The organism is Actinomadura bangladeshensis (assembly GCF_004348335.1).
Lineage (GTDB): Bacteria > Actinomycetota > Actinomycetes > Streptosporangiales > Streptosporangiaceae > Spirillospora > Spirillospora bangladeshensis.
On sequence record NZ_SMJW01000147.1, the window covers coordinates 1 to 20,743 of the forward strand.

Consider the following 20,743-nt stretch of genomic DNA (forward strand, 5'->3'; position numbering starts at 1 on the left):
GGGTTGGGCGGATTAGTTTCGGCATTGCTCTGGCGGCGGACTCGCTCCACCAGGTGCCGTGGTCCATTGATGCGGGGTGTGCTTCGATCGCGGCTGGGCAGGCGGGGCAGCCGGTGTCCGTCCAGGCGAGGCGGATCTGGGCGGCTGCGGCGGTGGCCGCGGGGGTTCGGGCGCCCCAGAAGTCCATCACGTCGGCCGCTGTGACGGGTCTTTCGGCCGGGGTCTCGCGTGGGCCCTCGGTGCCGCCTCTCTTGAGCCAGGCCGCCTGCTCGGCGAACAACTGCCACGCCAGGGCGCGGGCCAGGTTCGCGGCGGTGAGCATGCTTGCGTAGGGGACGCGTCGCACCGCCACCTCCGGCAGGCCGAACCGGTGCAGCCCCGCCGTCTCCGCCCTGGCGCGCGTCGCGTCGTCCGGTTCCAGGGTGATGTAGACCGGCGCCCAGTCGCGGCCGAGGACGAATCGCTCCGGTTCGGCGGGCGGGCCGTCCTCGGGAGGCAGGATCCGGCCGGCGTCCAGGTCGGCGACGGTCCCGCGGACGGCGGCGGCGAGGACCCGCGCGGTGAGCCGGGCCGCCTGCGCGCCGAGCGGCCGGCCGCCGGGGGCCGTGGCCGCGGTGACCGCGATGTGCCGTGCCGCCCCGAGCACGTCCCGCAGCCGCTCGGGCTGACCGCCCAGCCGGTGCATCCGCTCTTTCAGGCCCGGCGTGACCTCGGTCACCGGCTCGGCGGTCAGCCGCCCCGATCCCAGCAGCCCGGTTGCGACTCGACCCAGACCCCGGTCGCCGACCGCGTCCCGCAGGTAGTCCATCCCCGGGACGGCGCGCGCGTCCGTCGCGACCAGGAACCGCGCGGTGACCACGCCGGGCACCGCCAGCACGAACCGCTCCCCCATCTCCCGCCTCCCGTCCAGGCACGCCCGCTCCGGCCTGCCGACGCCCCCAACCATGACTCCCGCACCACCACGGCCGCCCCGGAACGTGAACCTGTGGATAACTCGGCGACCACGACATCCCTGAGCATGGATTTGCGGGCCGGCCGCCCTCCGATGGCGTTGGCGCCGGCCAATGGCCGCCCGCTCCCCCAGCCGCCCGCGGGCCGCCCGACTCGCCCGCCGAATACCGGTCCGCCACGACCACCGGGCCGCCCGCACGTCCAGGGCGGCTCCGGGCGTCGGCGGGAATGGCGGCCTCGCCGTGGGGGCGGGTCAGCCGGTCAGGGGAGGGCGGTCACCGCGGCCTGGTATTCCAGGGATTCTCGTTCGGTGCGGAAGCCCAGTTCCTCATTGACGGCGATCATGTGCGCGTTATCGCCTGAGTTGTCCGTTTCTATTTCGCGGACGTCGGGGCGTTCGCGGGTCAGCCAGGCGAGCATCGCGGCCTTCACCCAGATGCCGATGCGGCGGCCGCGGTGCTCGGGGACGACGGCCGTGTCGTACTGGGCGGCCCGGCCGGCCGAGTCGTGCGGGACGACGATCTCGGTGAAGCCCGCGATCGCGGGGCCGTCCAGGGCGGCGACCGTGTAGAGGTCGTCGCCGCGCTTGGCGACGATCTCGGCCATCTCGCGGACGCGGCCCGCGTCCCAGAGGGCGCCCTCGTACTCGGCCAGGTCGGCCATGGCGTGCTTGGCGCGGGCCAGCGCGGTCGCGTGCTCGTCCGGCACCATGCCCTGCCAGCGGACGAGCTCGTATCCGGCGGGGGCGTCGGCCAGCAGCCGGGTGATGCGCTCCGGCGGGACGTCCGCCAGGCGCAGGAGCATGCCGCGCAGGGTGAGCACGCACTCGAAGCCCTGCGACTCCAGGAACGGCACGGCCGGGGTCCCGGCGAGGACCTGCGCGATCACGCTGGAGCGCCCGTCGGCGCGCAGTCCCTCGGCGGCGGCGGCGAGGAGGCGGCGGCCGAGGCCGCGGCGGCGGCGGCCGGGATGGACCTGGACGTCGATCTCGCCGGGGCGGCCGGCGCCCGGCTCGCCGGGGAGCCGCAGCGCCGCGACCGCGACCAGCCGGCCGCCGTCCGCCGCTGCCCAGAGCCGCTGCCGGGAGCCGGGTTCGGCGCACAGCAGCCGCCGCGCCGTGCCGGCCGGGTCCGGGGCGGGGTCCCCGGCCGGGTCGGCGGCGTGGACGGCCGCGAGCACCTCGTGCCACGCGCGGATCTGCGCGTCCGTCGGAGCGTCGAGCGCGATGACGTCCATCAGACTTTTGTACCGGATCCCGGCCCGGCGCGGCCGGGACCCCGGACATCCGGTGCCGGAACCGGGGTCAGGCGTCCCGCGAGAACGCGGCAAGGATGCGGTCGGCGGCGAGGGCCGGGGTGAGCGTCCCGTCCGCGACCTCCCGCTCCAGTTCCGGTGCCAGGTTCCGGACGGCGGGGTGCGCGTGCAGTTCGGTGAGCAGCCGGTCGTGCACCATCGCCCACGTCCAGCCGACCTGCTGGCGGCGGCGCCGGGCCTCCAGCTCGCCGGAGTCGCGCAGCCGGTCCTGGTGCCCGACGATCTCGCCCCACACCTCCTCCAGCCCGGTGCCCTCGCGGGCGCTGCAGGTGAGGACGGGGGTGTTGCGGACGCGTTCGTCGCTGCGCAGCATCCGCAGCGCCCCCGACAGCTCGCGGGCCGCGCGCCTGGCCTCCATCGTGTGGTCGCCGTCGGCCTTGTTCACCGCGATCACGTCGGCCAGCTCCAGCACGCCCTTCTTGATGCCCTGGAGCTGGTCGCCGGTGCGGGCGAGGGTGAGGAACAGGAAGGAGTCGACCATCTCGGCGACGGTCGTCTCCGACTGCCCGACGCCGACCGTCTCCACGAGGACGATGTCGTACCCGGCGGCCTCCATGACGACCATCGCCTCGCGGGTGGCCTTGGCGACGCCGCCGAGCGTGCCCGCGGTCGGCGAGGGCCGGATGAAGGCGTCCGGGTCGGCGGCGAGGCGCTGCATGCGGGTCTTGTCCCCGAGGATGCTGCCGCCGGTCCGGGTCGAGGACGGGTCCACGGCGAGCACCGCGACCCGGTGCCCCTCCCCGGTCAGCTTCGTGCCGAGCGCGTCGATGAACGTGGACTTGCCGACCCCCGGCACGCCGGTGATCCCGACGCGGCGGGCGTCCCCGGCGTGCGGGGTCAGCTCGACCAGCAGCTTCTGCGCCAGCTCCCGGTGGTCGGGACGGGTCGACTCCACGAGCGTGATCGCCCGCGCGATCCACGCGCGCGAGCCGTCCCGCACCCCGGTCACGTAGTCGTCGAGCCCCGGCCTCACGACGAGACGTGCCCCAGCTGCGCGGTCAGCTCGTCGAGCAGCCCGACCGCCGCGTCCGCGAGCACGGTGCCGGGCGGGAAGATCGCGGCGGCGCCGGCGGCGCGCAGCTCGTCGAAGTCCTGCGGCGGGATGACCCCGCCCACGACGATCATGATGTCGGCGCGGCCGAGCGCGGCGAGCTCCTCGCGGAGCGCCGGCACGAGCGTGAGGTGGCCGGCGGCGAGGGAGTTGACGCCGACGATGTGCACGTCGGCCTCGACGGCCTGCCGGGCGACCTCCGCCGGGGTCTGGAACAGCGGGCCCACGTCGACGTCGAAGCCGAGGTCGGCGAACCCGGTCGCGATCACCTTCTGGCCGCGGTCGTGGCCGTCCTGGCCCATCTTGGCGACGAGGATGCGGGGGCGGCGGCCCTCGGCGTCCTCGAACGCGGCGGTCGCCGCGCGCGCCTTCTCGATCGCGGTCACCTGTCCGGCCTCCTCCCGGTACACGCCGGAGATCGTGCGGATCTGCGCCGCGTGCCGCCCGTACGCCTTCTCCAGCGCGTCGGAGATCTCGCCCACGGTGGCCTTGGCGCGGGCGGCGCCGATGGCGAGCGCGAGGAGGTTCTGGTCCAGCCCGGACGCGCGGGTGCCGTTCTCGGCCGCCTCGGCGGCGCGGGTCAGCGCCTCCAGCGCGGACCGGGCCGCGTCCTCGTCGCGCTCCTCGCGCAGGCGGCGCAGCTTGTCGATCTGCTGCGCCCGGACGGAGGCGTTGTCGACCTTCAGGACCTCGATCTCCTGCTCGGCGTCCGGACGGTATTTGTTGACGCCGATGACGGGCTGCCGCCCGGAGTCGATGCGGGCCTGCGTGCGCGCCGCCGCCTCCTCGATGCGCAGCTTGGGCAGCCCCTCGTCGATCGCCTTCGCCATGCCGCCGGCCTGCTCGACCTCGGTGATGTGGCCCCAGGCGCGGCGGGCGAGGTCGTAGGTGAGCCGCTCGACGTAGGCGCTGCCGCCCCACGGGTCGATGGTGCGGGTCGTCCCGGACTCCTGCTGCAGGAGCAGCTGGGTGTTGCGGGCGATGCGGGCCGAGAAGTCGGTCGGCAGCGCGAGGGCCTCGTCCAGCGCGTTGGTGTGCAGCGACTGGGTGTGGCCCTGCGTGGCGGCCATGGCCTCGATGCAGGTGCGGGCGACGTTGTTGAAGGCGTCCTGCGCGGTCAGGGACCAGCCGGACGTCTGCGAGTGCGTCCGCAGCGACAGCGACTTCGGGTTCCGCGGGCCGAACTGCTTCACGAGCTTCGCCCACAGCAGCCGCGCCGCGCGGAGCTTGGCGACCTCCATGAAGAAGTTCATGCCGATCGCCCAGAAGAACGACAGGCGCGGCGCGAACGCGTCGATGTCCAGGCCCGCCTCGCGTCCGGCGCGGATGTACTCGACGCCGTCGGCGAGGGTGTAGGCCAGCTCCAGGTCGGCGGTGGCCCCGGCCTCCTGGATGTGGTAGCCGGAGATCGAGATGGAGTTGTACTTCGGCATCCGCTGCGAGGTGAACGCGAAGATGTCGGAGATGATCCGCATCGACGGCTGCGGCGGGTAGATGTAGGTGTTGCGGACCATGAACTCCTTGAGGATGTCGTTCTGGATGGTCCCCGCGAGCGCCTCCGGCTTCACCCCCTGCTCCTCGGCCGCGGCGATGTAGAGCGCCAGGACGGGCAGGACGGCGCCGTTCATGGTCATCGACACGCTCATCCTGTCCAGCGGGATGCCGTCGAACAGCTGGCGCATGTCGTAGATGGAGTCGATCGCCACCCCGGCCATGCCGACGTCGCCGGACACGCGCGGGTGGTCGGAGTCGTAGCCGCGGTGGGTGGCGAGGTCGAACGCGACCGACAGGCCCTTCTGACCGGCCGCGAGGTTGCGGCGGTAGAAGGCGTTGGACTCCTCGGCGGTGGAGAACCCGGCGTACTGGCGGATCGTCCACGGCTGGGTCGCGTACATCGCCGGGTAGGGGCCGCGCAGGTACGGCGCGATGCCCGGCAGGGTGTCGAGGAAGTCGAGCCCGGTGAGGTCGTCGCCGGTGTAGAGCGCCTTGACGCCGATGCCCTCGGGCGTGTCCCAGGTCTCGGCGTCGCCGTCGGGGACGGCGGCGCGCCACCGCTTGGCGGCCTCGTCGGCGGAGGGCGCCGCCCCGAGCTCGATCTCGGTGAAGTCGGGGATCATTCGTTCACTCCCAGATCGTGGAGGGTGGTCTCCAGCACCCCGATCGCGTCGCATCCGGCGTACACGTTGGCGTCGACCCCCTCGTACGTTCCCTTACCCGCGAGCCAGACCTTCACCGCGCCCGCCTCGCGCAGGATCCGCGCGGCGCCGGCGGCCTGCTCCGCGTACAGCCCGTCGCTGGAGCAGAGGCAGGCGACGGTGGTGCCGGACGTCCCGAACTCCTCGGGCGCCCCGGTGACCGTCTCGATGCCGCCCGCCTGGAAGAGGTTGGCGGCGAAGGACGCCCGCGCGGTGTGGACGGCGATGGGCCCGAGCGTCGCGAGGAACACCTTCGGACGTCCGCCGGTCGCGTCCGCGTGGGCGTCCGACCGGTCCCGCAGGGCCTCGAAGTCCTGCGCGTACGCCACCACGGGGAGGCCGCCGCCGGGCCGGGCCGGTGCCGGGGCGCGCTCGGGCAGCGTCTCGGCGAGGTTGGGGAACTCGCTGACGCCGGTGAGCGGGGCCTTGCGCCGGGCGATGTCCTCGCGGCGCCGCGCCCAGGTCGCGGCGAGCCGGTCGGCGACGAGCCCGGAGCCGAGGGCGGCGCCGAGGCCGCCGGCCTTCTCGATCTCGGTGAACCACGCCCACGCGGCCCGCGCGAGCCCCTCGGTGAGGCTCTCGGCGTACCAGGAGCCGCCGGCCGGGTCGACGACGCGGGCGAGGCTCGACTCCTCCAGCAGGAGGGTCTGGGTGTTGCGGGCGATGCGGCGGGCGAAGCCGTCCGGCAGCCCGAGGCGGGCGTCGAACGGCTGGACGGTGACCGCGTCCGCGCCGCCCACCCCGGCCGCGAACGCCGCGATGGTGGTGCGGAGCATGTTCACCCACGGGTCGCGGCGCGTCATCATCGCCGACGAGGTGACGGCGTGGATCCGCGCGGCCGTCCCGTCGGCGGCGCCGCTGACCTCGGCGACCCGTGCCCACAGGCGGCGCAGGGCGCGCAGCTTGGCGATCGAGGAGAACTGGTCGGCGTTGACGGCGAGGCGGAACTCGATCTGCCCGAACGCCTCGTCCACGCTCAGCCCGGCGCCGGTCAGGGCGCGCAGGTAGGCGACGCCGGCGGCGACGGCCGCGCCCAGTTCCTCGGCGTCGCTCCCGCCCGCGTCGTGGTAGGGGGTGCCGTCGACGGTGACCGCGCGCAGCTTCGGGAACTCGCGGACGCACCGGACGGCGAGCGCGGCGGCCTCGTCCAGGGATCCGGCGGCGCCGGTGCGGGCCTGCAGGCCGAGCGGGTCGGCGCCGAGGCCCCCGGACGCGTCGGCCGCGTTCCCGCGCTCGGCGACCAGGGCGAGGAAGGCGTCCCCGGCCTCGGCCGCCGCCGCGCCCGCGTCGAGCACGACGGGCGCGAGGTCGAGCAGGACGCCGCGCAGCGCGTCCGCGAGGCCGGCGACCGGCAGGCCGCCCTCGCCGAGCCGCAGCCAGACCGAGGTGGCGCCGTTCTCCAGGTCGGCGAGGATCGCCTCGCGGGCGGCGGCGGGGTCGGGGCCGGCGTGCCGCTGGCGGACGTCCCATCCGGCGATGCCCTCCCCGTCCGGCCGGACCTCCCGGACGTAGGGGGCCAGGCCGGGCCGTCCGGCCGGGGCGTCGCTGCGCGTGTAGAGCGCCGCGATCGGCACCCCGTCGTACGACTCGCGGGTCAGCAGACCCTCGATCTCCGCAAGGGGGGTGTCGTCGGTCGCCGCGCCGGACTTGCGCAGCACCCCCTTCACCATCTCCCGCCACCGGTCCCGCTCGGCCGGGGGGAAGGCGGCGGCCAGTTCGAGTTCCTCAGGCGGCACCGTCATGCCCTGGATCGTAGGCGAGCGACCGAACGCCGCTCTGAAGCGGGTCCCGCTGACCAGAATCCGGGACGGCCCGCGCCCGCCGGTTAGCGGCGCGGCGTCCGGGAAGGGCACGCCCATGACCCTGGATGCGCTCCCCGGCGACCTCTACCACATGCAGGAGCTCCTCGACGAGCGCGAGAAGGAGGTCGCCGGGCGGGTGCGCGCCTTCCTGGAGTCGAAGGTCGCGCCGATCGCGAACGACTGCTGGGCGCGGGCCCGGTTCCCCTTCGACCTGATCCCGCACTACGGGGAGCTCGGCATCGCCGGCCTCGGCTACGACGAGTGCCCCGGGGAGAAGCCGAGCAGCCTGCTCACCGGGTTCCTGGCGATGGACATGGCGCGCGTCGACCCGTCCATGGCCACGTTCTTCGGCGTGCACACCGGCCTCGCAATGGGCAGCATCGGCCGGTGCGGCTCCCCCGAGCAGCGCGAGCGGTGGCTGCCCGCCATGGGGCGGATGGAGAAGATCGGCGCGTTCGCGCTCACCGAGCCCGAGGGCGGCTCGGACGTCGCGCTCGGGCTGCGCACCACGGCGCGGCGCGACGGCGGCCACTGGGTGCTGAACGGCGCGAAGCGCTGGATCGGCAACGCCACGTTCGCCGACCACACCGTCGTCTGGGCCCGGGACGAGGCCGACGACCAGGTGAAGGGCTTCGTGGTGGACAAGGGGACGCCGGGGTTCACCGCCACGCCGATCGAGAACAAGATCGCACTGCGGACCGTCCAGAACGCCGACATCACGCTCACCGACTGCCGGGTACCCGAGTCCGCCCGGCTCGCGGGCGCGAACGGCTTCAAGGACACGGCGGCGATCCTGCGCCGCACCCGCAGCGGCGTGGCGTGGCAGGCGGTCGGGGTGATGCTCGCCGCGTACGAGATCGCCCGCGACTACGCGGTGGAGCGCGAGCAGTTCGGCCGGCCGATCGCGAAGTTCCAGCTCGTCCAGGACCTGCTGGTCAGGATGCTGGGCAACGCGACGTCCTGCCTCGGCATGGTGGTGCGGCTCGCCCAGCTCCAGGACGACGGCCTCTACCGCGACGAGCACTCGGCGCTCGCCAAGGCGTACTGCACCACCCGGATGCGGGAGGCCGTCGGCTGGGCGCGCGAGCTGATGGCGGGCAACGGGATCGTCCTCGACTACGGCATCGGACGCTTCGTCGCCGACGCGGAGGCGCTGTACTCCTACGAGGGCACCCGGGAGATCAACACGCTGATCGTCGGCCGGGCCGCGACCGGAATGGGCGCGTTCGTGTGATTCCGCCCGCCACTGGGGCGATCCAGGAGGCACCCCGGAAGCCCCACCGGCCAGGGGCGTTGCTAGAGTCGGCGCCGTACCGCCCCACCGGAACCTTGCAGAGGTAGAGCAGCACATGTCGACTGGCAGCCACGCCGGGCGCCCGAAGTCCTGGGTCGCCGTGGCCATCATCTTCGTCGGTTTCGTCGTCGGCGGCGTCGGCATCACCCTCGGCCCCGACTGGGTCGTGACCGGCGTGGGCGCCGCGGTGATCGTGATCGGCGGGATCTTCGCGCTGGCCGTCGACATCATGAGCGACGTCGTCGCGGACGAGCCCGGGCACTAGCGATGTTCGGCCGCCCCCCGCTGGAAGAGCGGATCGCCGCCCGGCAGCGCGAGCGCGGGCCGCTCAAGCCGGGGAAGGTCTTCCCGCACGCGCCCGCCAAGATGCTGTTCTTCTTCGGCATCGCCGTGGTCGTCATCACCCACGTCATCGCGCTGTCGATGTACTTCTTCGACCCGGGTCCGAGCACCGCTCCCTGACCCGGGCGCGGCGGCCGCCGGCGCATCCGAAGCGCACCGAGGGCCTGCCTCAGCGGCCTCTGTCCGAGCCGTTGGGCGGGCCCTTCCGCTTGTCGCCCAGGTAGAACAGCCCGACCAGCAGGAAGACGGCGACGGCGAGCAGCAGCACCAGCACGCCGACCACGGTCGATCCGGTCATCGGAACCTCTCCTTCCCGCCGGGCCCGTCGCCTCGGCGGCGTCCCAACCCGGACACTGCCCGCTGGACGGCGGGTCAAAAGAGGGTCAAGAAGATCCATTACCACCGTTTACGGACGGACCGGCACGTGCGGGCGCGGCGGCGGCGACGTACCGTCGGAGGGAAACGTGGCCGGCTGCGTCGCCCCGAGACCGAGGTGGTGGACCACCCTGCGATTCGGAGTCGAGGAAGAGTACTTCGTCGTCGATCCGTTCTCCCGGGAGGTCGTCCCCCGTGCCGCCGCCGTGGTGCGGCGGGCCGGCGCGGCGCTGGGCGAGCGCGCCTCCACCGAGCTCGTCGCCTTCCTCGCCGAGGCCAAGACCTCGCCGTGCCACGACCTCGGCAAGCTCCGCGAGCAGATCCGCGCGATGCGGGCGGCGATGGCGGCCGCCGCGGCGGCCGAGGGCGTCCGGCTCGCCGCCACCGGCACGCCCGTGCTGGGCGAGGTGATCCCCGCGCCGATCGCGGCCGGCGCCCGGTACGCCGAGAGCCTGGCGGTCTACCGGGGGCTGGACGACGAGCAGAGCATCTGCTCGTGCCACGTCCACGTCGAGATGCCCGACCGGGAGCGGGCCGTCCAGGTCAGCAACCACCTGCGGCCGTGGCTGCCGACGCTGCTGGCGCTGACGGCGAACTCGCCGTACTGGGCCGGGCGCGACACCGGCCACGCCTGCTGGCGGGCGATGGCCTGGTCGCGCTGGCCGGTGGCGGGGCCGCCGCCGTTCTTCGCCTCGGCCGCCCACTACGACGACCTCGTCGGGACGCTGCTCGGCTGCGGCGCCCTGCTGGACACCGGGACGGTCTTCTGGGACGTCCGGCCGTCGGCGCGGCTGCCCACCGTGGAGATCCGGCTCGCGGACGTCGCCCCGACCGCCGCCGACGCGGCCGTCTTCGCCGCGCTGGTCCGGGCGCTGGTGCGGGTGTCGTCGCAGGCGGTGGACGCCGGGGAGCCCGCGCCCGACCCGCCGCAGGAGATGCTGCGCGCGGCGTACTGGCTGGCCGCTCGGGACGGGCTCGCGGGCCGGGGCGTGGACGTGTGCACGGGCCGCCCGTCCGGTTTCCGGGAGCAGGCCGGCGACCTGCTGGCGCACGTGCTGCCCGCGCTCGGCGACGCCGGCGAGGTGGCGTTCGTCACCCGCGGTGTCCGGCGGCTGCTCGCGGGCGGGACGGGCGCCGAGCGGCAGCGCGCCGCCTACCGCAGGCGCGGCCGGCTGGCCGACGTCGTCGACGCCGCGCTGCTGCGGGACCGCTGACCCGCCGGGCGGTCCCGCGGTCCGGAAAGGCAACTTTGCACATTTCGCCCGTTTTCCCCGGTCAGCCGGGGGTACCTCTGCCCTGGATCGGTCACCGCCGGCGTCGGGGGACGCATCGATGGGCCCGTCTCGCACGGCCGCGCCCGGGCCGCGTACCCTCGATCCGATGCAGGTGACAGCAGCGAGCCCGGACGGAGCGACCGCGAGATGAGCCTCAGGCCCGGAGCACCGGGCGTGACGCCCCGGGGCCCGTTCCTCCATCCCGCGCTCTTCTACCGGGACGACGAGGAGTACCTCGCCGGCACCGTCCCGTTCGTGCGCGCGGGGCGGGCGGCGGGCGAACCGGTCGCGGTGGCCGTGCCGGGCCGCCGCCTCGGGCTGCTGCGCGACGCGCTCGGCGCGACCGCCCGCGAGGTCACCTGGCTGGACATGGCCGAGGCGGGACGCAACCCCGGCCGCATCATCCCCGGCGTCCTGCGCGACTTCGCCGACCGGCACCCCGGCGGGCGGGTCCGGATCATCGGCGAGCCGATCTGGCCCGGCCGCACCGCCGCCGAGTACCCGGCCTGCGCCCAGCACGAGGCGCTGATCAACTTGGCGTTCGCGGGCCGCGGCGCGTCGATCCTGTGCCCCTACGACGAGTCCGGGCTGGACCCCGTCGCGCTCGCCGACGCCCGCGCCACCCATCCGGTCGTGATCGACCGGCGCGGCGAGCGCGCGAGCGCCGACTACGCCCCGCACCGCGTGATCCGCGCCTACAACCGGCCGCTGCCGGAACCGCGCGGCGCGGTGGCGATGCGCTTCGACCTGGACGCGCTCCCCCGCCTCCGCGAGTTCGCCTGCCGCTGGACGGCGGCCCACGGCCTCGGCGCCGACGCCGTGGGCGACATGGAGCTCGCGGTCAGCGAGCTGGCCGCCAACTCCTGCCTGCACGGCGGCGGGGCAGGCACGGCCCGGTTCTGGGCGGAGGACGGCCAGGTCGTCTGCGAGGTCGCCGACGCCGGGACGATCACCGACCCGCTGGCCGGCCGGCGGCCCGCGGACATGAGCCCGCACGGCGGCCGGGGCATCCTGCTGGTCCACCACCTCGCCGACCTCGTCCGCGTCCACACCGGCCCGGGCGGCACCGCGACCCGCGTCTACCTGCGCACACGGACCACGGGCAGGCCGGCGCCCCGGTAGGGCGAGACTTGACCCCGGTTTCAGGTGCAACGGGCGAACGGCGGGAATGATGCCTGCGCCCGATCCACCGATCGTTATGGGGAACGATGCGTTTTCTAGTTCGCGCTCACCAGATCCCGGTCCGGCTGGCCGTGGGGGCCTTCATCCTGAATTCGGGCCTGTCGAAGCTCCAGGCCCTGGACGATGCGGCCGACGCGACCCACGGCATGGCGAAGACCGCCTACCCGTTCCTGGAATCGCAGGACGCGCGGACCTTCACCCGCAACCTCGGCAGGGCCGAGCTCGCGCTCGGCAGCGCGCTGCTGGCGCCGTTCGTGCCGTCGCTGGTCGCGGGCGCGGCGCTCACCGCGTTCTCCGCCGGGCTGGCCGGCCTCTACCTGCGGCTGCCCGGGATGCGCCAGGAGGGCGGCATCCGGCCGACCCAGGAGGGCATCGCGCTCGCCAAGGACACGTGGCTGGTGGGTGCGGGCGCGTCCCTCGTCCTGGACGAGCTGACCCGCCCGCGCGGCGACCGGCGCCGCCGCTGCGCGTGAGAGGATCGGCGCGTCCCTCCAGGAGGATGCGCCATGACCACTCCCTCCCAGCCGTCCCCGCCCGTCCGGACGGCCGCCGGCGCCGACCCGGCGGGCATCGCGGCGGGCATCGCGCCGGTCCTCGCCCGCGCCTTCGATGACGACCCGGTCTGGTGCTGGCTGCTGCCCGACGACGCGTCCCGGGTGCGGCGGCTGACCGGGCTGTTCGACGTCCTGCTGCGGCGGGTGCACCTGCGGCACGGCGCCACCGAGACGGCCGGCCGGGACGGCGCGGTCGAGGCGGCCGCGCTGTGGGACCCGCCCGGCCACTGGCGGGTGCCGGTCCGGCTGCAGGCGGCGCAGGCGGTGCCGCTGCTGCGGATCCTCGGCGCGCGGGTGCCGGTCACGCTGCGCACGCTCGGCGCGATCGAGCGGCACCACCCCCGGGAGCCGCACTGGTACCTGTCGGTGCTCGGCACCGATCCCCCGGCGCAGGGCCGCGGCCTCGGCGGCGCGCTGCTGCGCTCCCGCCTGGACCGCTGCGACGCCGCCGGCGTCCCCGCCTACCTGGAGAGCTCGAAGGAGCAGAACGTCCCCTACTACGAGCGGTTCGGGTTCCGGGTGACCCGGGAGCTGGCCTTGCCGGGGCGGGGCTGCCCGCCGGTCTGGCTCATGTGGCGGGACCCCGCGCGGGAGCGCTGAGCTCGTTCTCCACAGGGAGCCGACCGCCGGGGTCAGGTTCTTGTCATGGCCGCATGCGGTCATGCGCCGCGGACGTCCGCACGCGGGTGTGAGCGCGCGGCGACCGTCCGTTCGCCCGCCGCGTTCCTGATGCCCGCCATCCCGGGGCCGGACCCGGCGGAAGTCCCGCCAAACACGGTTGGCCTGATGCGGCCACCGGAAGCCCGGCCGTTCTCCCGCGCACCGGACCCGGCTGCGCGTTCCCCGGCCCGGGCCGCCTACCGTCGGGAGGGAGCCATTGCACTCCTCCCCCTCAGGCAAGGCGACCCTCAGGCAAGGCGATAGGTGAACGAGATGACCACGGCCGGGACGCGGGCGCCGGAGTCCCCGCTCGCCCTGCACAGGCCGGGTCCGGCACGCGTCCAGGACTACCTCCTCGGCGGCAAGGACAACTACTCCTGCGACCGCCGCCTCGCCCACCGGATCCTGGAGGTCCTCCCGCAGGCGGCGGAGGCCGCCCGCGCCGCCCGCGCGTTCCTCGCCGGCTCGGTCCGGCTGCTGGCCGAGCGCGGCGTCCGGCAGTTCGTCGACCTCGGCTGCGGCCTGCCCCGGGACGACAACCTGCACCAGATGGCCGCCCGGCACATCGCCGGCACCCGCGTCGTCTACGTCGACCGCGACCCGCTCGTCATCGCCCACGCCCGCGCGCTGCTGATCGACGACGGCAACATCGCGGCGCTGCGGGCCGACGTCCGGGACCCGGACGCGGTGCTGGGCAGTCCCGAGGTGCGGCGGCTGATCGACCCGTCCGAGCCGGTCGCGCTGGTGCTGTCGTCCGTCCTGCACTTCCTGCCCGGCGCCGCCGACATCGTCGCGGGCCTGGCCGCGTCCGCCGCACCGGGCAGCGCGCTGGTCGTCTCGCACCTCACCGCCGACTTCGCCCCGGGCGCGACGGCCGAGGCCGCGCGGCGCTACCGCGAGGCGAGCGGCGTCCCGCTGTACCCGCGCCGCGGCGCGGACGTGGCGCGCCTGCTCGGACCGTTCCGCCCCCTCCCGCCTGGGGTGGTGCCGCTCACCGGCCCGGCCCCCGGCGACCCGCTCCTGTACGGCGCCGTGGGCGTCCGCTGAGCCGTCCGGAACGGTGTGTCATTGATCACACCGACACCCTGGGCGCGGGCTCCGGCTCCGGCCGCGGCGCCCCTGCTCCGGCCTGTCGTACGGCTGTTCCCGTCCCGTCACGCTGAGTCAGCCGAGGGCCCGCTATCTCACAAAAATCTCATTCACCCGTTAGAGACGGTAACGGTTCGGCCCCTATGGTGGCCCCCGATGCCGACGAACACCCTGCCTTCAGCCCAGACGACCGGTACTGCCTCGGGGCACGCCTCGCGGATGGGGTGGCTCGACGCCCTGCGCGGCCTCGCCGCCCTGGTGGTGGTGTTCGAGCACTCCCTGGACGTGCTGCTGCCCGAGGTGCGCAGGACGGCGAGCCCCTGGTTCGACTTCGGCCGGTACGGGGTGTTCGTGTTCTTCCTCGTCAGCGGCTACGTGGTGCCGTTCTCGCTGCAGCGGCGCGGCAACGTCCGGGAGTTCTGGGCCGGGCGGTTCTTCCGGCTGTACCCGGCCTGGTGCGTGTCGCTGGTGCTCGCGCTGGCCCTCGCGGCGGCCGGCGTCACCTACGGGCTGCCCGCCGCGCTCGGCGACCGGCCGTGGGAGGCATCCCTCGCCCACCTGACGATGCTGCAGGACCTGCTGGGCGTGCCGAACGCGGTCAACGTGCTCTGGACGCTGTCCTACGAGATGGTCTTCTACCTGCTCATCACGGCGATGTTCGTCGCCGGGGTGCACCGCTCCAGCGCCCGCGTCGCGCTGGGGTTCGGGGTGGGCGCGGCGATCCTCGGCGTGGCGCTGCCGTCCGGGCTGCTGGCCTCCCGTTGGCCGGGCGGGACGATCGTCGGGGCCGCGCTGCTGCTGGCCGGCGGCCTCGCCGCGATGCTCAGCGGCCGGCGCGCGACGCGGCGGGCCGGGGTCGCGGTCGTCGCGGCGCTGGCCCTGACGCTGCTCGTGCTCAACAGCCGCATCGGCGCCATCGAGAGCCTCTGCATCATCGCCACGATGTTCGCCGGGACGGCGGTCCGCGCCATCCAGGAGGGGCGGCTCCGCCGCCGGCCCGCCGTCGCGATGGTCGCGGTCGTGCCCGCCCTGTCGCTCGTCGCGGGCCTGCGCACCCCGACGTCCTGGGCCCTGTACGCCAACCCGAACCCGCTCGGGCCGGACTGGACGATCGCCGTGGCCGCCGCGTGGCTGACCTTCCTGGCCGGCCTCGCCCTCCGCGGCCGCCGGATGCCCCGGTTCCTGGTGTGGTCGGGGCTGGTCAGCTACTCGCTCTACCTGCTGCACCCGCTGGTCGTCCAGGTGGTCTGGTACGCGGCCGGCCGGGACACCTGGGGCCTGCCCGTCCCCGTCCGGGTGGGCTGGGGCGTGGTGCTGGTCGCGGGCGTGCTGGTGTCCGCGGCCCTCACCCACCGGTACGTCGAACGGCCCGCGCAGCGCCTCGGGCGGCGCCTCACGGCCCGGCACCGCGCCGCCTCGGGCGCCGCCTCGGGCGCCGCCTCGGGCGCCGCCTCGGGCGCCGCCTCGGGGACGGCCCCGCAGCCGGCCCGCCCCTGACCGCCGTCCGGCCGTGGCCGGGGGGCGAGTGATGACAGTCTCCCGGTTCTTGCTTAGGGTGAGGCCGATCCGCCCAGCCCCGAGCCGTCGAAACGGACACCGGATGACATCAGGGCCCATGCCCGCCGAGCTGCCGGAACTGCTGCGGCAGCACCTCCAGGCCGCCGTCGACGAGATGGAACGCGAGATCCGCGACCAGGTCCCGGAGTACGCGGGCGACGAGGGCGGCGAGTACGCCAAGCGGGTGGAGCGGACGGTCGCCGACACCGTCGCGTTCTTCGTCGACTCCGTCGACCACCCGAACGCCGACGCGCGGCAGCTGACCGAGCTGTACATGCGGCTCGGCGAGGAGGAGGCCCGGCAGGGCCGCAGCCTCGGCGCCCTGCAGAACGCGATGCGGGTGAGCAGCCAGGTCGCCTGCCGGCGGTTCATCAAGGACGCCTACCGGCTCGGCTGGTCGCGCGAGACGCTGAGCCGGCTGACCGACTCGCTGTTCATGCTGCTGGCGCGGGTCGCCGACGCCGCCGCGCAGGGGTACGCCCGCCAGCAGGGCCAGCTGGCGACCGAGCGGGAGCGGCGCCGCGAGCGGCTGCGGGACCTGCTGGTCGCCGAGCCGCCGCCCGCCCCGGAGACGATCGCGGAACTGGCGGTGGCCGCCCGCTGGGAGCCGCCGAAGAGCATCGCCCTGGTCGCGCTGCCGGCCGGGGCGCCCGCCGGCGCGCGGATCCTGCCGCCCGGCGTGCTCGCCGACTGGGACGCGCCGGTCCCGTTCCTGGTGGTGCCCGACCCGGAGGGCCCCGGCCAGGAGCGCCTGTGGCCGGTCCTGCGCAGGCTCGGCACGGCGGCGATCGGGCCGACGGTGCCGCTCGGGCAGGGCGCGGTGTCGCTGCGCTGGGCCCGGCACGCGCTGACGCTCGCCGAGCGCGGCATGCTGCCGCGCGACGCGCCCGTCCGGTGCGTGGACCACATCGCCTCGCTGGCCGCGCTCGCCGCCGACGAGCTGATCGGCGCGACCGCCGAGGCCGTCCTCGGGCCCCTGCTGGAACTGGCCCCCGCGCGCCGCCGGCCGCTCGCCGAGACGCTGCTGACCTACCTGGAGTGCGGCGACAACGCGGTGATCGCGGCGGAGCGGCTGCACATCCACGAGCAGACCGTCCGGTACCGGCTGCGCCGCATCGCCGAGCTGACCGGGGGGCGGTTCACCGAGCTGGACGGCCGGCTCGACGTCATGCTGATGCTGAGCTGGCTGGTCCGCACCGGCCGCGCCGACCGCGCCGGCTGACGGCACCGGCTGACGGCACCGGTCACGAAGCCGGCCGGCCCGCGAGGCGGTGGCCGAGGAAGGCGAGCTGGGCGGGCAGACGCGGGCGCCAGAAGGCGCCGTCGTGGCAGCCGCCGTCCATCGCGCCCTCCGGGTGGACGCGGTCCCGGAACCGGCGCGCCATCGGGGCGAACGGATCGCTCGTGCCGCAGTCGACGCGGAGCGGGACGCCCTTCAGCTCGTCCAGCGCGGCGAAGACGTCGTGGCGGGCGAAGTCGGCCCCGCCGTCGAAGGCGCGGGGGTTGGCGGCGCGGGCGTCCGCGTAGGACTCGAACAGGGCCGGGGACGCGGCGACCACGGCCGCCGTCCGCCCGGCGCCGAGCCTGCGGGTCAGCACGAGCGCGCCGTAGCCGCCCATCGACCAGCCGATGGCACCGATGCGGCCGGTCCGGGCGCCGCGCTCGCGCAGGCGCGGCAGCAGCTCGTCCACGATCATGCCGATGGGGTCGTCGCCGGCGGCGCGCGGGTGCCAGTAGGTGTCGGGGCCGCCGTCGACCGCGACCAGGGCGAACGGCGGGACGCCGCCGTTCGCGACGGCGTCCGGCAGGTAGTGGTCCAGCCCGAGGCTCGACACGGCGCTCGCCCCGGTGCCGCCGCTGCCGTGCAACGCGACCGCGACCGGCAAGCCGCGCAGGGAGCGGCCTTCGGCCGGCGGGACGATGGTGGCGGTGACGGTGGTGCGCCGGTGCGCGGACCACCATGTCATCCGCTGGACGGCGGCGGACGCGGCGGGCGGCGCGGGCACCTGCCCGCATCGGCCGAGCGCGCGGTCGAGCCGGACCTTGCCGGGCAGCACCCCGTTCTCCACGAGCGCGTATCCCGTCCCGGACACGGCCGCGGCGGCGCCGAGCCCGCCGAGCCCGCCGAGCAGCAGCGCGCGGCGGCCGATCAAGACGCATCCCTCATGGCGGGAGTGTACGAGGAGTCGTCGCGGCCGCGGGCGGCGTGCGCCGAGCGGGAGAGCAGGGCGACCCCGGTGGTGAGCAGCACGACGGTGAACGAGACGGCGACGAACGCCGCGGCGGTGCGGGGCGGCAGCGTCTCGAAGGCGAAGGCGGCCACCAGGTAGGACGCGATCGGGTTGGTCATCGTCATCGCGGTCATCGCGGCGGGCAGCGACCCGGCGGCGAACGCGCGCTGTTCCAGGACCAGCCCGAGCAGCGTGCTGCCGGCGAGCGCGTAGCCCGGCCAGTCGGCGGCGGTGGCGGCGACCCCGCGCTCGACCAGGTCGGCGGTGGTGAGCTTGATCAGCACGGCGGTGGCGGCGAAGAACAGCCCGGCGCAGACGCCGAGCAGCGCCGCCCGCGTCGGGCCCGCGCGCATCCACGCCGCCCGCGACAGCAGGGCGACGGCCGGCGCCGCGATCAGGCCCGCGACGAAGATCCGGGGCCGGGACGGCTCGCCCTCCGGCGGGATCGCGCCCGGCACCGTGAACAGGACGGCGAGCCCCGCCGACACGAAGGCCCCGCCGAGCAGGTCCAGCCGCGCGGGGCGGCGCCCCGTGCCGACCGTGCCGAGCGCGATCGTGAAGACGAGCTGGGTGACCAGCAGCGGCTGGACGATCGCGGTCGAGCCGAAGTGCAGGGCGATCGCCTGCGCGCAGAAGCCGGCGAGGTTCACCCCCCACCCGGTCAGCCACACCGGGTCCCGGACCAGCCGCCGGATCAGCCCGTGCGCGGCGCCGGCGTCCGAGCCGCCGCGCACCGCCCGCCGGGCGGCCCGGTACTGCAGCGCGGCGGCGGCGGCGAACAGGAACGCCGCGAGCACGGCGAAGCCCACCGACCACGCCATCAGGCCGTCCCGCTCTGCGCCTCGCTGCCCGCGCCGGTCCCGGCGCCGCTGCCGGCGGTGACGGCGGCGGCCAGCCGCCCGAACGCCCGCAGCAGGGCGTCGGGGAACGCGGCCCCCTCCGGCAGCACGTTCGGCTCGGCGGTCACCGAGATGTGCAGGGCCCCGTTCCAGCTGAGCGCGCCCACGGCGAACGGCACCCCGTCGGCGAGCGGCAGGATCGGGTGGACGTCGCCGAGCCGCGCCCCGGCGAGCGACATCGGCAGCGGCGGTCCCGGCATGTTGGACACGATCCCACCGAAGAAGCCCGCCCGGTAGGTGCGGCGGGCGGCGCGGGCGTGCAGCGGCGGCGGCAGCGCGCCCATCAGCCGCATCGCGGCGGTGCTCGCCAGCGCCCGGCCGGACCTGCGGCGCCGCTCGGCGGCCGCGTGCACGGCCGCCAGCCGGTCGCGGACGGGCATCGCGCCGACCGGCACGTCCAGCCGCAGCGCGGCGGTCAGGTTGCCCGGGACGGCGGTGCGGCCGGTGCCGGGCGGCTCGGGGGCGCGCAGCGTCATCGGGACGGCGGTGCGCAGCGGCCGGCCGTCCGCCGGCTCGCCGCGCTCCTCCAGCACGCCGGCGACGGCCTCGCCGACCAGCGCGAGGAGCACGTCGGTGACCCGCGCGCCGGCCGCGCGGGCGACGGCGCGGACCCGGTCGAGCGGCAGCGTGGCGGTGCCGAAGACGCGTTCGGGGCCGAGCGCGCCGGCGACGGACACGGTGCGGGCGGCGCCGTCCAGGCCGAGCTGGACCAGGCCGGGCAGGACGGCGGCGGCGCGCGCGAGCCCGCCCGGGCCGCGCGCCGGGGCCGCTTCGGGCAGCGCGGGGTCGAGGATCCCGCGCAGGATGTCGACGACGCCGATGCCGTCGGCGATCGCGTGGTGGAACAGGACCACGACGGCGTCCGGCCCGGCCGGCCCGCGGCGGACGAGGCAGAACCGCCAGAGCGGGCGCGCGGGGTCCAGCGGTTCGGCGACGAGGCGGGCGACGAGGCCGTCCAGCGCGCGCCGGCCGCCGGCGGCGGGCAGCTCCAGCTCCTGGACGTGCCGGCGCAGGTCGACGGCGCCGGTCTCCACCCAGCGCGGCCGCCGCAGCACGCCGCCGGGGCGGACCCGCTGGGTGAGCCGCGGCAGCCGGGGCAGCCGCTCGGCGAACAGGGCGCGCACCTTCTCCGCCGGCGGCGCGGGCCCGGCGAACTCGGCGACCCCGCCCACCACCTGCGGGACGGCCCGGCTCTCCACGTGCAGGAAGAACGCGTCGGCGGCGGCGACCCGCTGCTCCCGGCGCGGGCCCGCCGCGCCCGGTGCCCGGCGTCCTCCCACCAGCCGGACCCGAGCCCGCTCGGCGGCCGCGGCCGCCGGCAGGAGCAGCAGCCCGCCCGGGATGTCGACGACGTAGTGGGCCGAGGTCGCGACGATCACCAGGCCGGTCACCGCCAGGTGCAGGGCGCAGAGCCAGGCGAACCAGGGGCGGCAGCGGGCCCGCACGGCCGCCACCCCGATCCACGCGACCCAGCCGATGTGCAGGCTCGGCATCGCCGCGTACGGGTTGGCGCCCGCGGACACGACCTCGCTGCCCCAGGTGGCCGGCGGATGGTGCATCGCGATGACGTCGGTGAACCCCTCGCCCGGCAGCAGCCTGGGCGGCGTCGTGGGCCAGACGGCGAAGCAGCAGATCGCGATCAGCGTCACCAGGATGAGCGTGTTGCGCGCCCACTCGTAGGCCGGGTTCCGCCGCCACCACAGCCAGATCAGGAACCCGAAGGTGCCGATCACGTACGTCGTCGCGTACTCCCAGGCGGCGGCGGCGCCGAGCGGCCCGTGCCGGGCGAGCAGGTCGTTCAGCGGGCGCTCGGCGTCCAGGTGCGCCCAGCGCTCGAACTCCAGCAGCGCGCGCCCGTGCGCGTCGCTGGCCGCGCGGTCGCCGCTGAACGCGTGGGTGAACACCAGGTACACGACCAGGACGGCCAGCGCGGTGACGATCTCGCGCGCCGCCGCCCCCGCCCGTCCCCCGTC

General features: G+C 75.6%; 18 protein-coding genes and 1 pseudogene. 10 read left to right on the top strand and 9 right to left on the bottom strand.

What is annotated here, in order from left to right; all coding sequences use genetic code 11:
• The 5 genes and pseudogenes from E1284_RS25360 to E1284_RS25380 all read right to left on the bottom strand — a co-directional run.
• A pseudogene (locus E1284_RS25360) lies at positions 1-946 on the bottom strand (hypothetical protein); the annotation flags it as partial.
• A gap of 266 nt (positions 947-1,212) precedes the next feature.
• A complete protein-coding gene (locus tag E1284_RS25365) occupies positions 1,213-2,187 on the bottom strand; it encodes a GNAT family N-acetyltransferase (RefSeq protein ID WP_131942643.1) in 975 nt (324 codons plus the stop codon).
• Positions 2,188-2,254: 67 nt separating this feature from the next.
• A complete protein-coding gene (meaB, locus tag E1284_RS25370) occupies positions 2,255-3,238 on the bottom strand; it encodes a methylmalonyl Co-A mutase-associated GTPase MeaB (protein WP_131942644.1) in 984 nt (327 codons plus the stop codon).
• The gene (gene scpA / locus E1284_RS25375) at positions 3,235-5,433 is read right to left on the bottom strand and encodes a methylmalonyl-CoA mutase (protein WP_131942645.1); all 2,199 of its coding nucleotides are present in this window, start codon (positions 5,431-5,433) and stop codon (positions 3,235-3,237) included. Before scpA ends, meaB begins: the two co-directional genes overlap by 4 nt.
• Positions 5,430-7,253: a methylmalonyl-CoA mutase family protein gene (locus tag E1284_RS25380; RefSeq protein ID WP_131942646.1), complete on the bottom strand. Its 1,824-nt coding sequence runs from the start codon at positions 7,251-7,253 to the stop codon at positions 5,430-5,432. Before E1284_RS25380 ends, scpA begins: the two co-directional genes overlap by 4 nt.
• A gap of 115 nt (positions 7,254-7,368) precedes the next feature.
• On the opposite strand from E1284_RS25380, the gene E1284_RS25385 reads away from it, so the two are divergent.
• The 3 genes from E1284_RS25385 to E1284_RS25395 all read left to right on the top strand — a co-directional run bounded on the left by E1284_RS25385 (position 7,369) and on the right by E1284_RS25395 (position 9,069).
• Positions 7,369-8,547 (top strand): acyl-CoA dehydrogenase family protein, encoded by a 1,179-nt coding sequence (locus E1284_RS25385; RefSeq protein WP_131942647.1) that lies wholly within the window; start codon positions 7,369-7,371, stop codon positions 8,545-8,547.
• Between the two features lie 115 nt (positions 8,548-8,662).
• The gene (locus E1284_RS25390; protein WP_131942648.1) at positions 8,663-8,872 is read left to right on the top strand and encodes an HGxxPAAW family protein; all 210 of its coding nucleotides are present in this window, start codon (positions 8,663-8,665) and stop codon (positions 8,870-8,872) included.
• Between the two features lie 2 nt (positions 8,873-8,874).
• Complete coding sequence (locus E1284_RS25395) at positions 8,875-9,069, top strand: hypothetical protein (RefSeq protein ID WP_131942649.1); 195 nt, start codon at positions 8,875-8,877, stop codon at positions 9,067-9,069.
• A 49-nt stretch (positions 9,070-9,118) separates the two neighbouring features.
• Here the strand turns inward: E1284_RS25395 and E1284_RS43720 are convergent, their stop codons facing one another.
• A complete protein-coding gene (locus E1284_RS43720) occupies positions 9,119-9,247 on the bottom strand; it encodes a hypothetical protein (RefSeq protein ID WP_275406821.1) in 129 nt (42 codons plus the stop codon).
• A 166-nt stretch (positions 9,248-9,413) separates the two neighbouring features.
• Here E1284_RS43720 and E1284_RS25400 point away from each other — a divergent pair, with 166 nt between their 5' ends.
• From E1284_RS25400 to E1284_RS25430, 7 genes are all read left to right on the top strand, one after another.
• On the top strand, positions 9,414-10,538 hold the full coding sequence (locus E1284_RS25400) for a carboxylate-amine ligase (protein ID WP_131942650.1): 1,125 nt from the start codon (positions 9,414-9,416) through the stop codon (positions 10,536-10,538).
• 207 nt (positions 10,539-10,745) lie between these two features.
• The gene (locus E1284_RS25405; protein ID WP_131942651.1) at positions 10,746-11,720 is read left to right on the top strand and encodes a sensor histidine kinase; all 975 of its coding nucleotides are present in this window, start codon (positions 10,746-10,748) and stop codon (positions 11,718-11,720) included.
• A gap of 86 nt (positions 11,721-11,806) precedes the next feature.
• Entirely contained in the window at positions 11,807-12,253 is a 447-nt protein-coding gene (locus E1284_RS25410; RefSeq protein WP_131942652.1) for a hypothetical protein, read from the top strand.
• A gap of 33 nt (positions 12,254-12,286) precedes the next feature.
• Positions 12,287-12,934, top strand: coding sequence for a GNAT family N-acetyltransferase (locus tag E1284_RS25415; RefSeq protein ID WP_131942653.1), 648 nt, complete (start codon positions 12,287-12,289; stop codon positions 12,932-12,934).
• A 333-nt stretch (positions 12,935-13,267) separates the two neighbouring features.
• Positions 13,268-14,041: an SAM-dependent methyltransferase gene (locus tag E1284_RS25420; protein WP_243714745.1), complete on the top strand. Its 774-nt coding sequence runs from the start codon at positions 13,268-13,270 to the stop codon at positions 14,039-14,041.
• A gap of 198 nt (positions 14,042-14,239) precedes the next feature.
• Positions 14,240-15,580, top strand: a complete 1,341-nt coding sequence (locus E1284_RS25425) for an acyltransferase family protein (protein WP_131942655.1) — start codon at positions 14,240-14,242, stop codon at positions 15,578-15,580.
• Between the two features lie 103 nt (positions 15,581-15,683).
• Complete coding sequence (locus tag E1284_RS25430) at positions 15,684-16,862, top strand: PucR family transcriptional regulator (RefSeq protein ID WP_165965426.1); 1,179 nt, start codon at positions 15,684-15,686, stop codon at positions 16,860-16,862.
• 22 nt (positions 16,863-16,884) lie between these two features.
• Here the strand turns inward: E1284_RS25430 and E1284_RS25435 are convergent, their stop codons facing one another.
• From E1284_RS25435 to E1284_RS25445, 3 genes are all read right to left on the bottom strand, one after another.
• The gene (locus E1284_RS25435; RefSeq protein ID WP_131942657.1) at positions 16,885-17,793 is read right to left on the bottom strand and encodes an alpha/beta hydrolase; all 909 of its coding nucleotides are present in this window, start codon (positions 17,791-17,793) and stop codon (positions 16,885-16,887) included.
• On the bottom strand, positions 17,790-18,692 hold the full coding sequence (locus E1284_RS25440; protein ID WP_131942658.1) for a DMT family transporter: 903 nt from the start codon (positions 18,690-18,692) through the stop codon (positions 17,790-17,792). The genes E1284_RS25435 and E1284_RS25440 overlap by 4 nt, the downstream gene beginning before the upstream one ends.
• Positions 18,692-20,743: bifunctional phosphatase PAP2/O-acyltransferase family protein (locus E1284_RS25445; RefSeq protein ID WP_131942659.1), on the bottom strand; the 2,052-nt coding region annotated here is incomplete at its 5' end. The genes E1284_RS25445 and E1284_RS25440, both read right to left, overlap by 1 nt.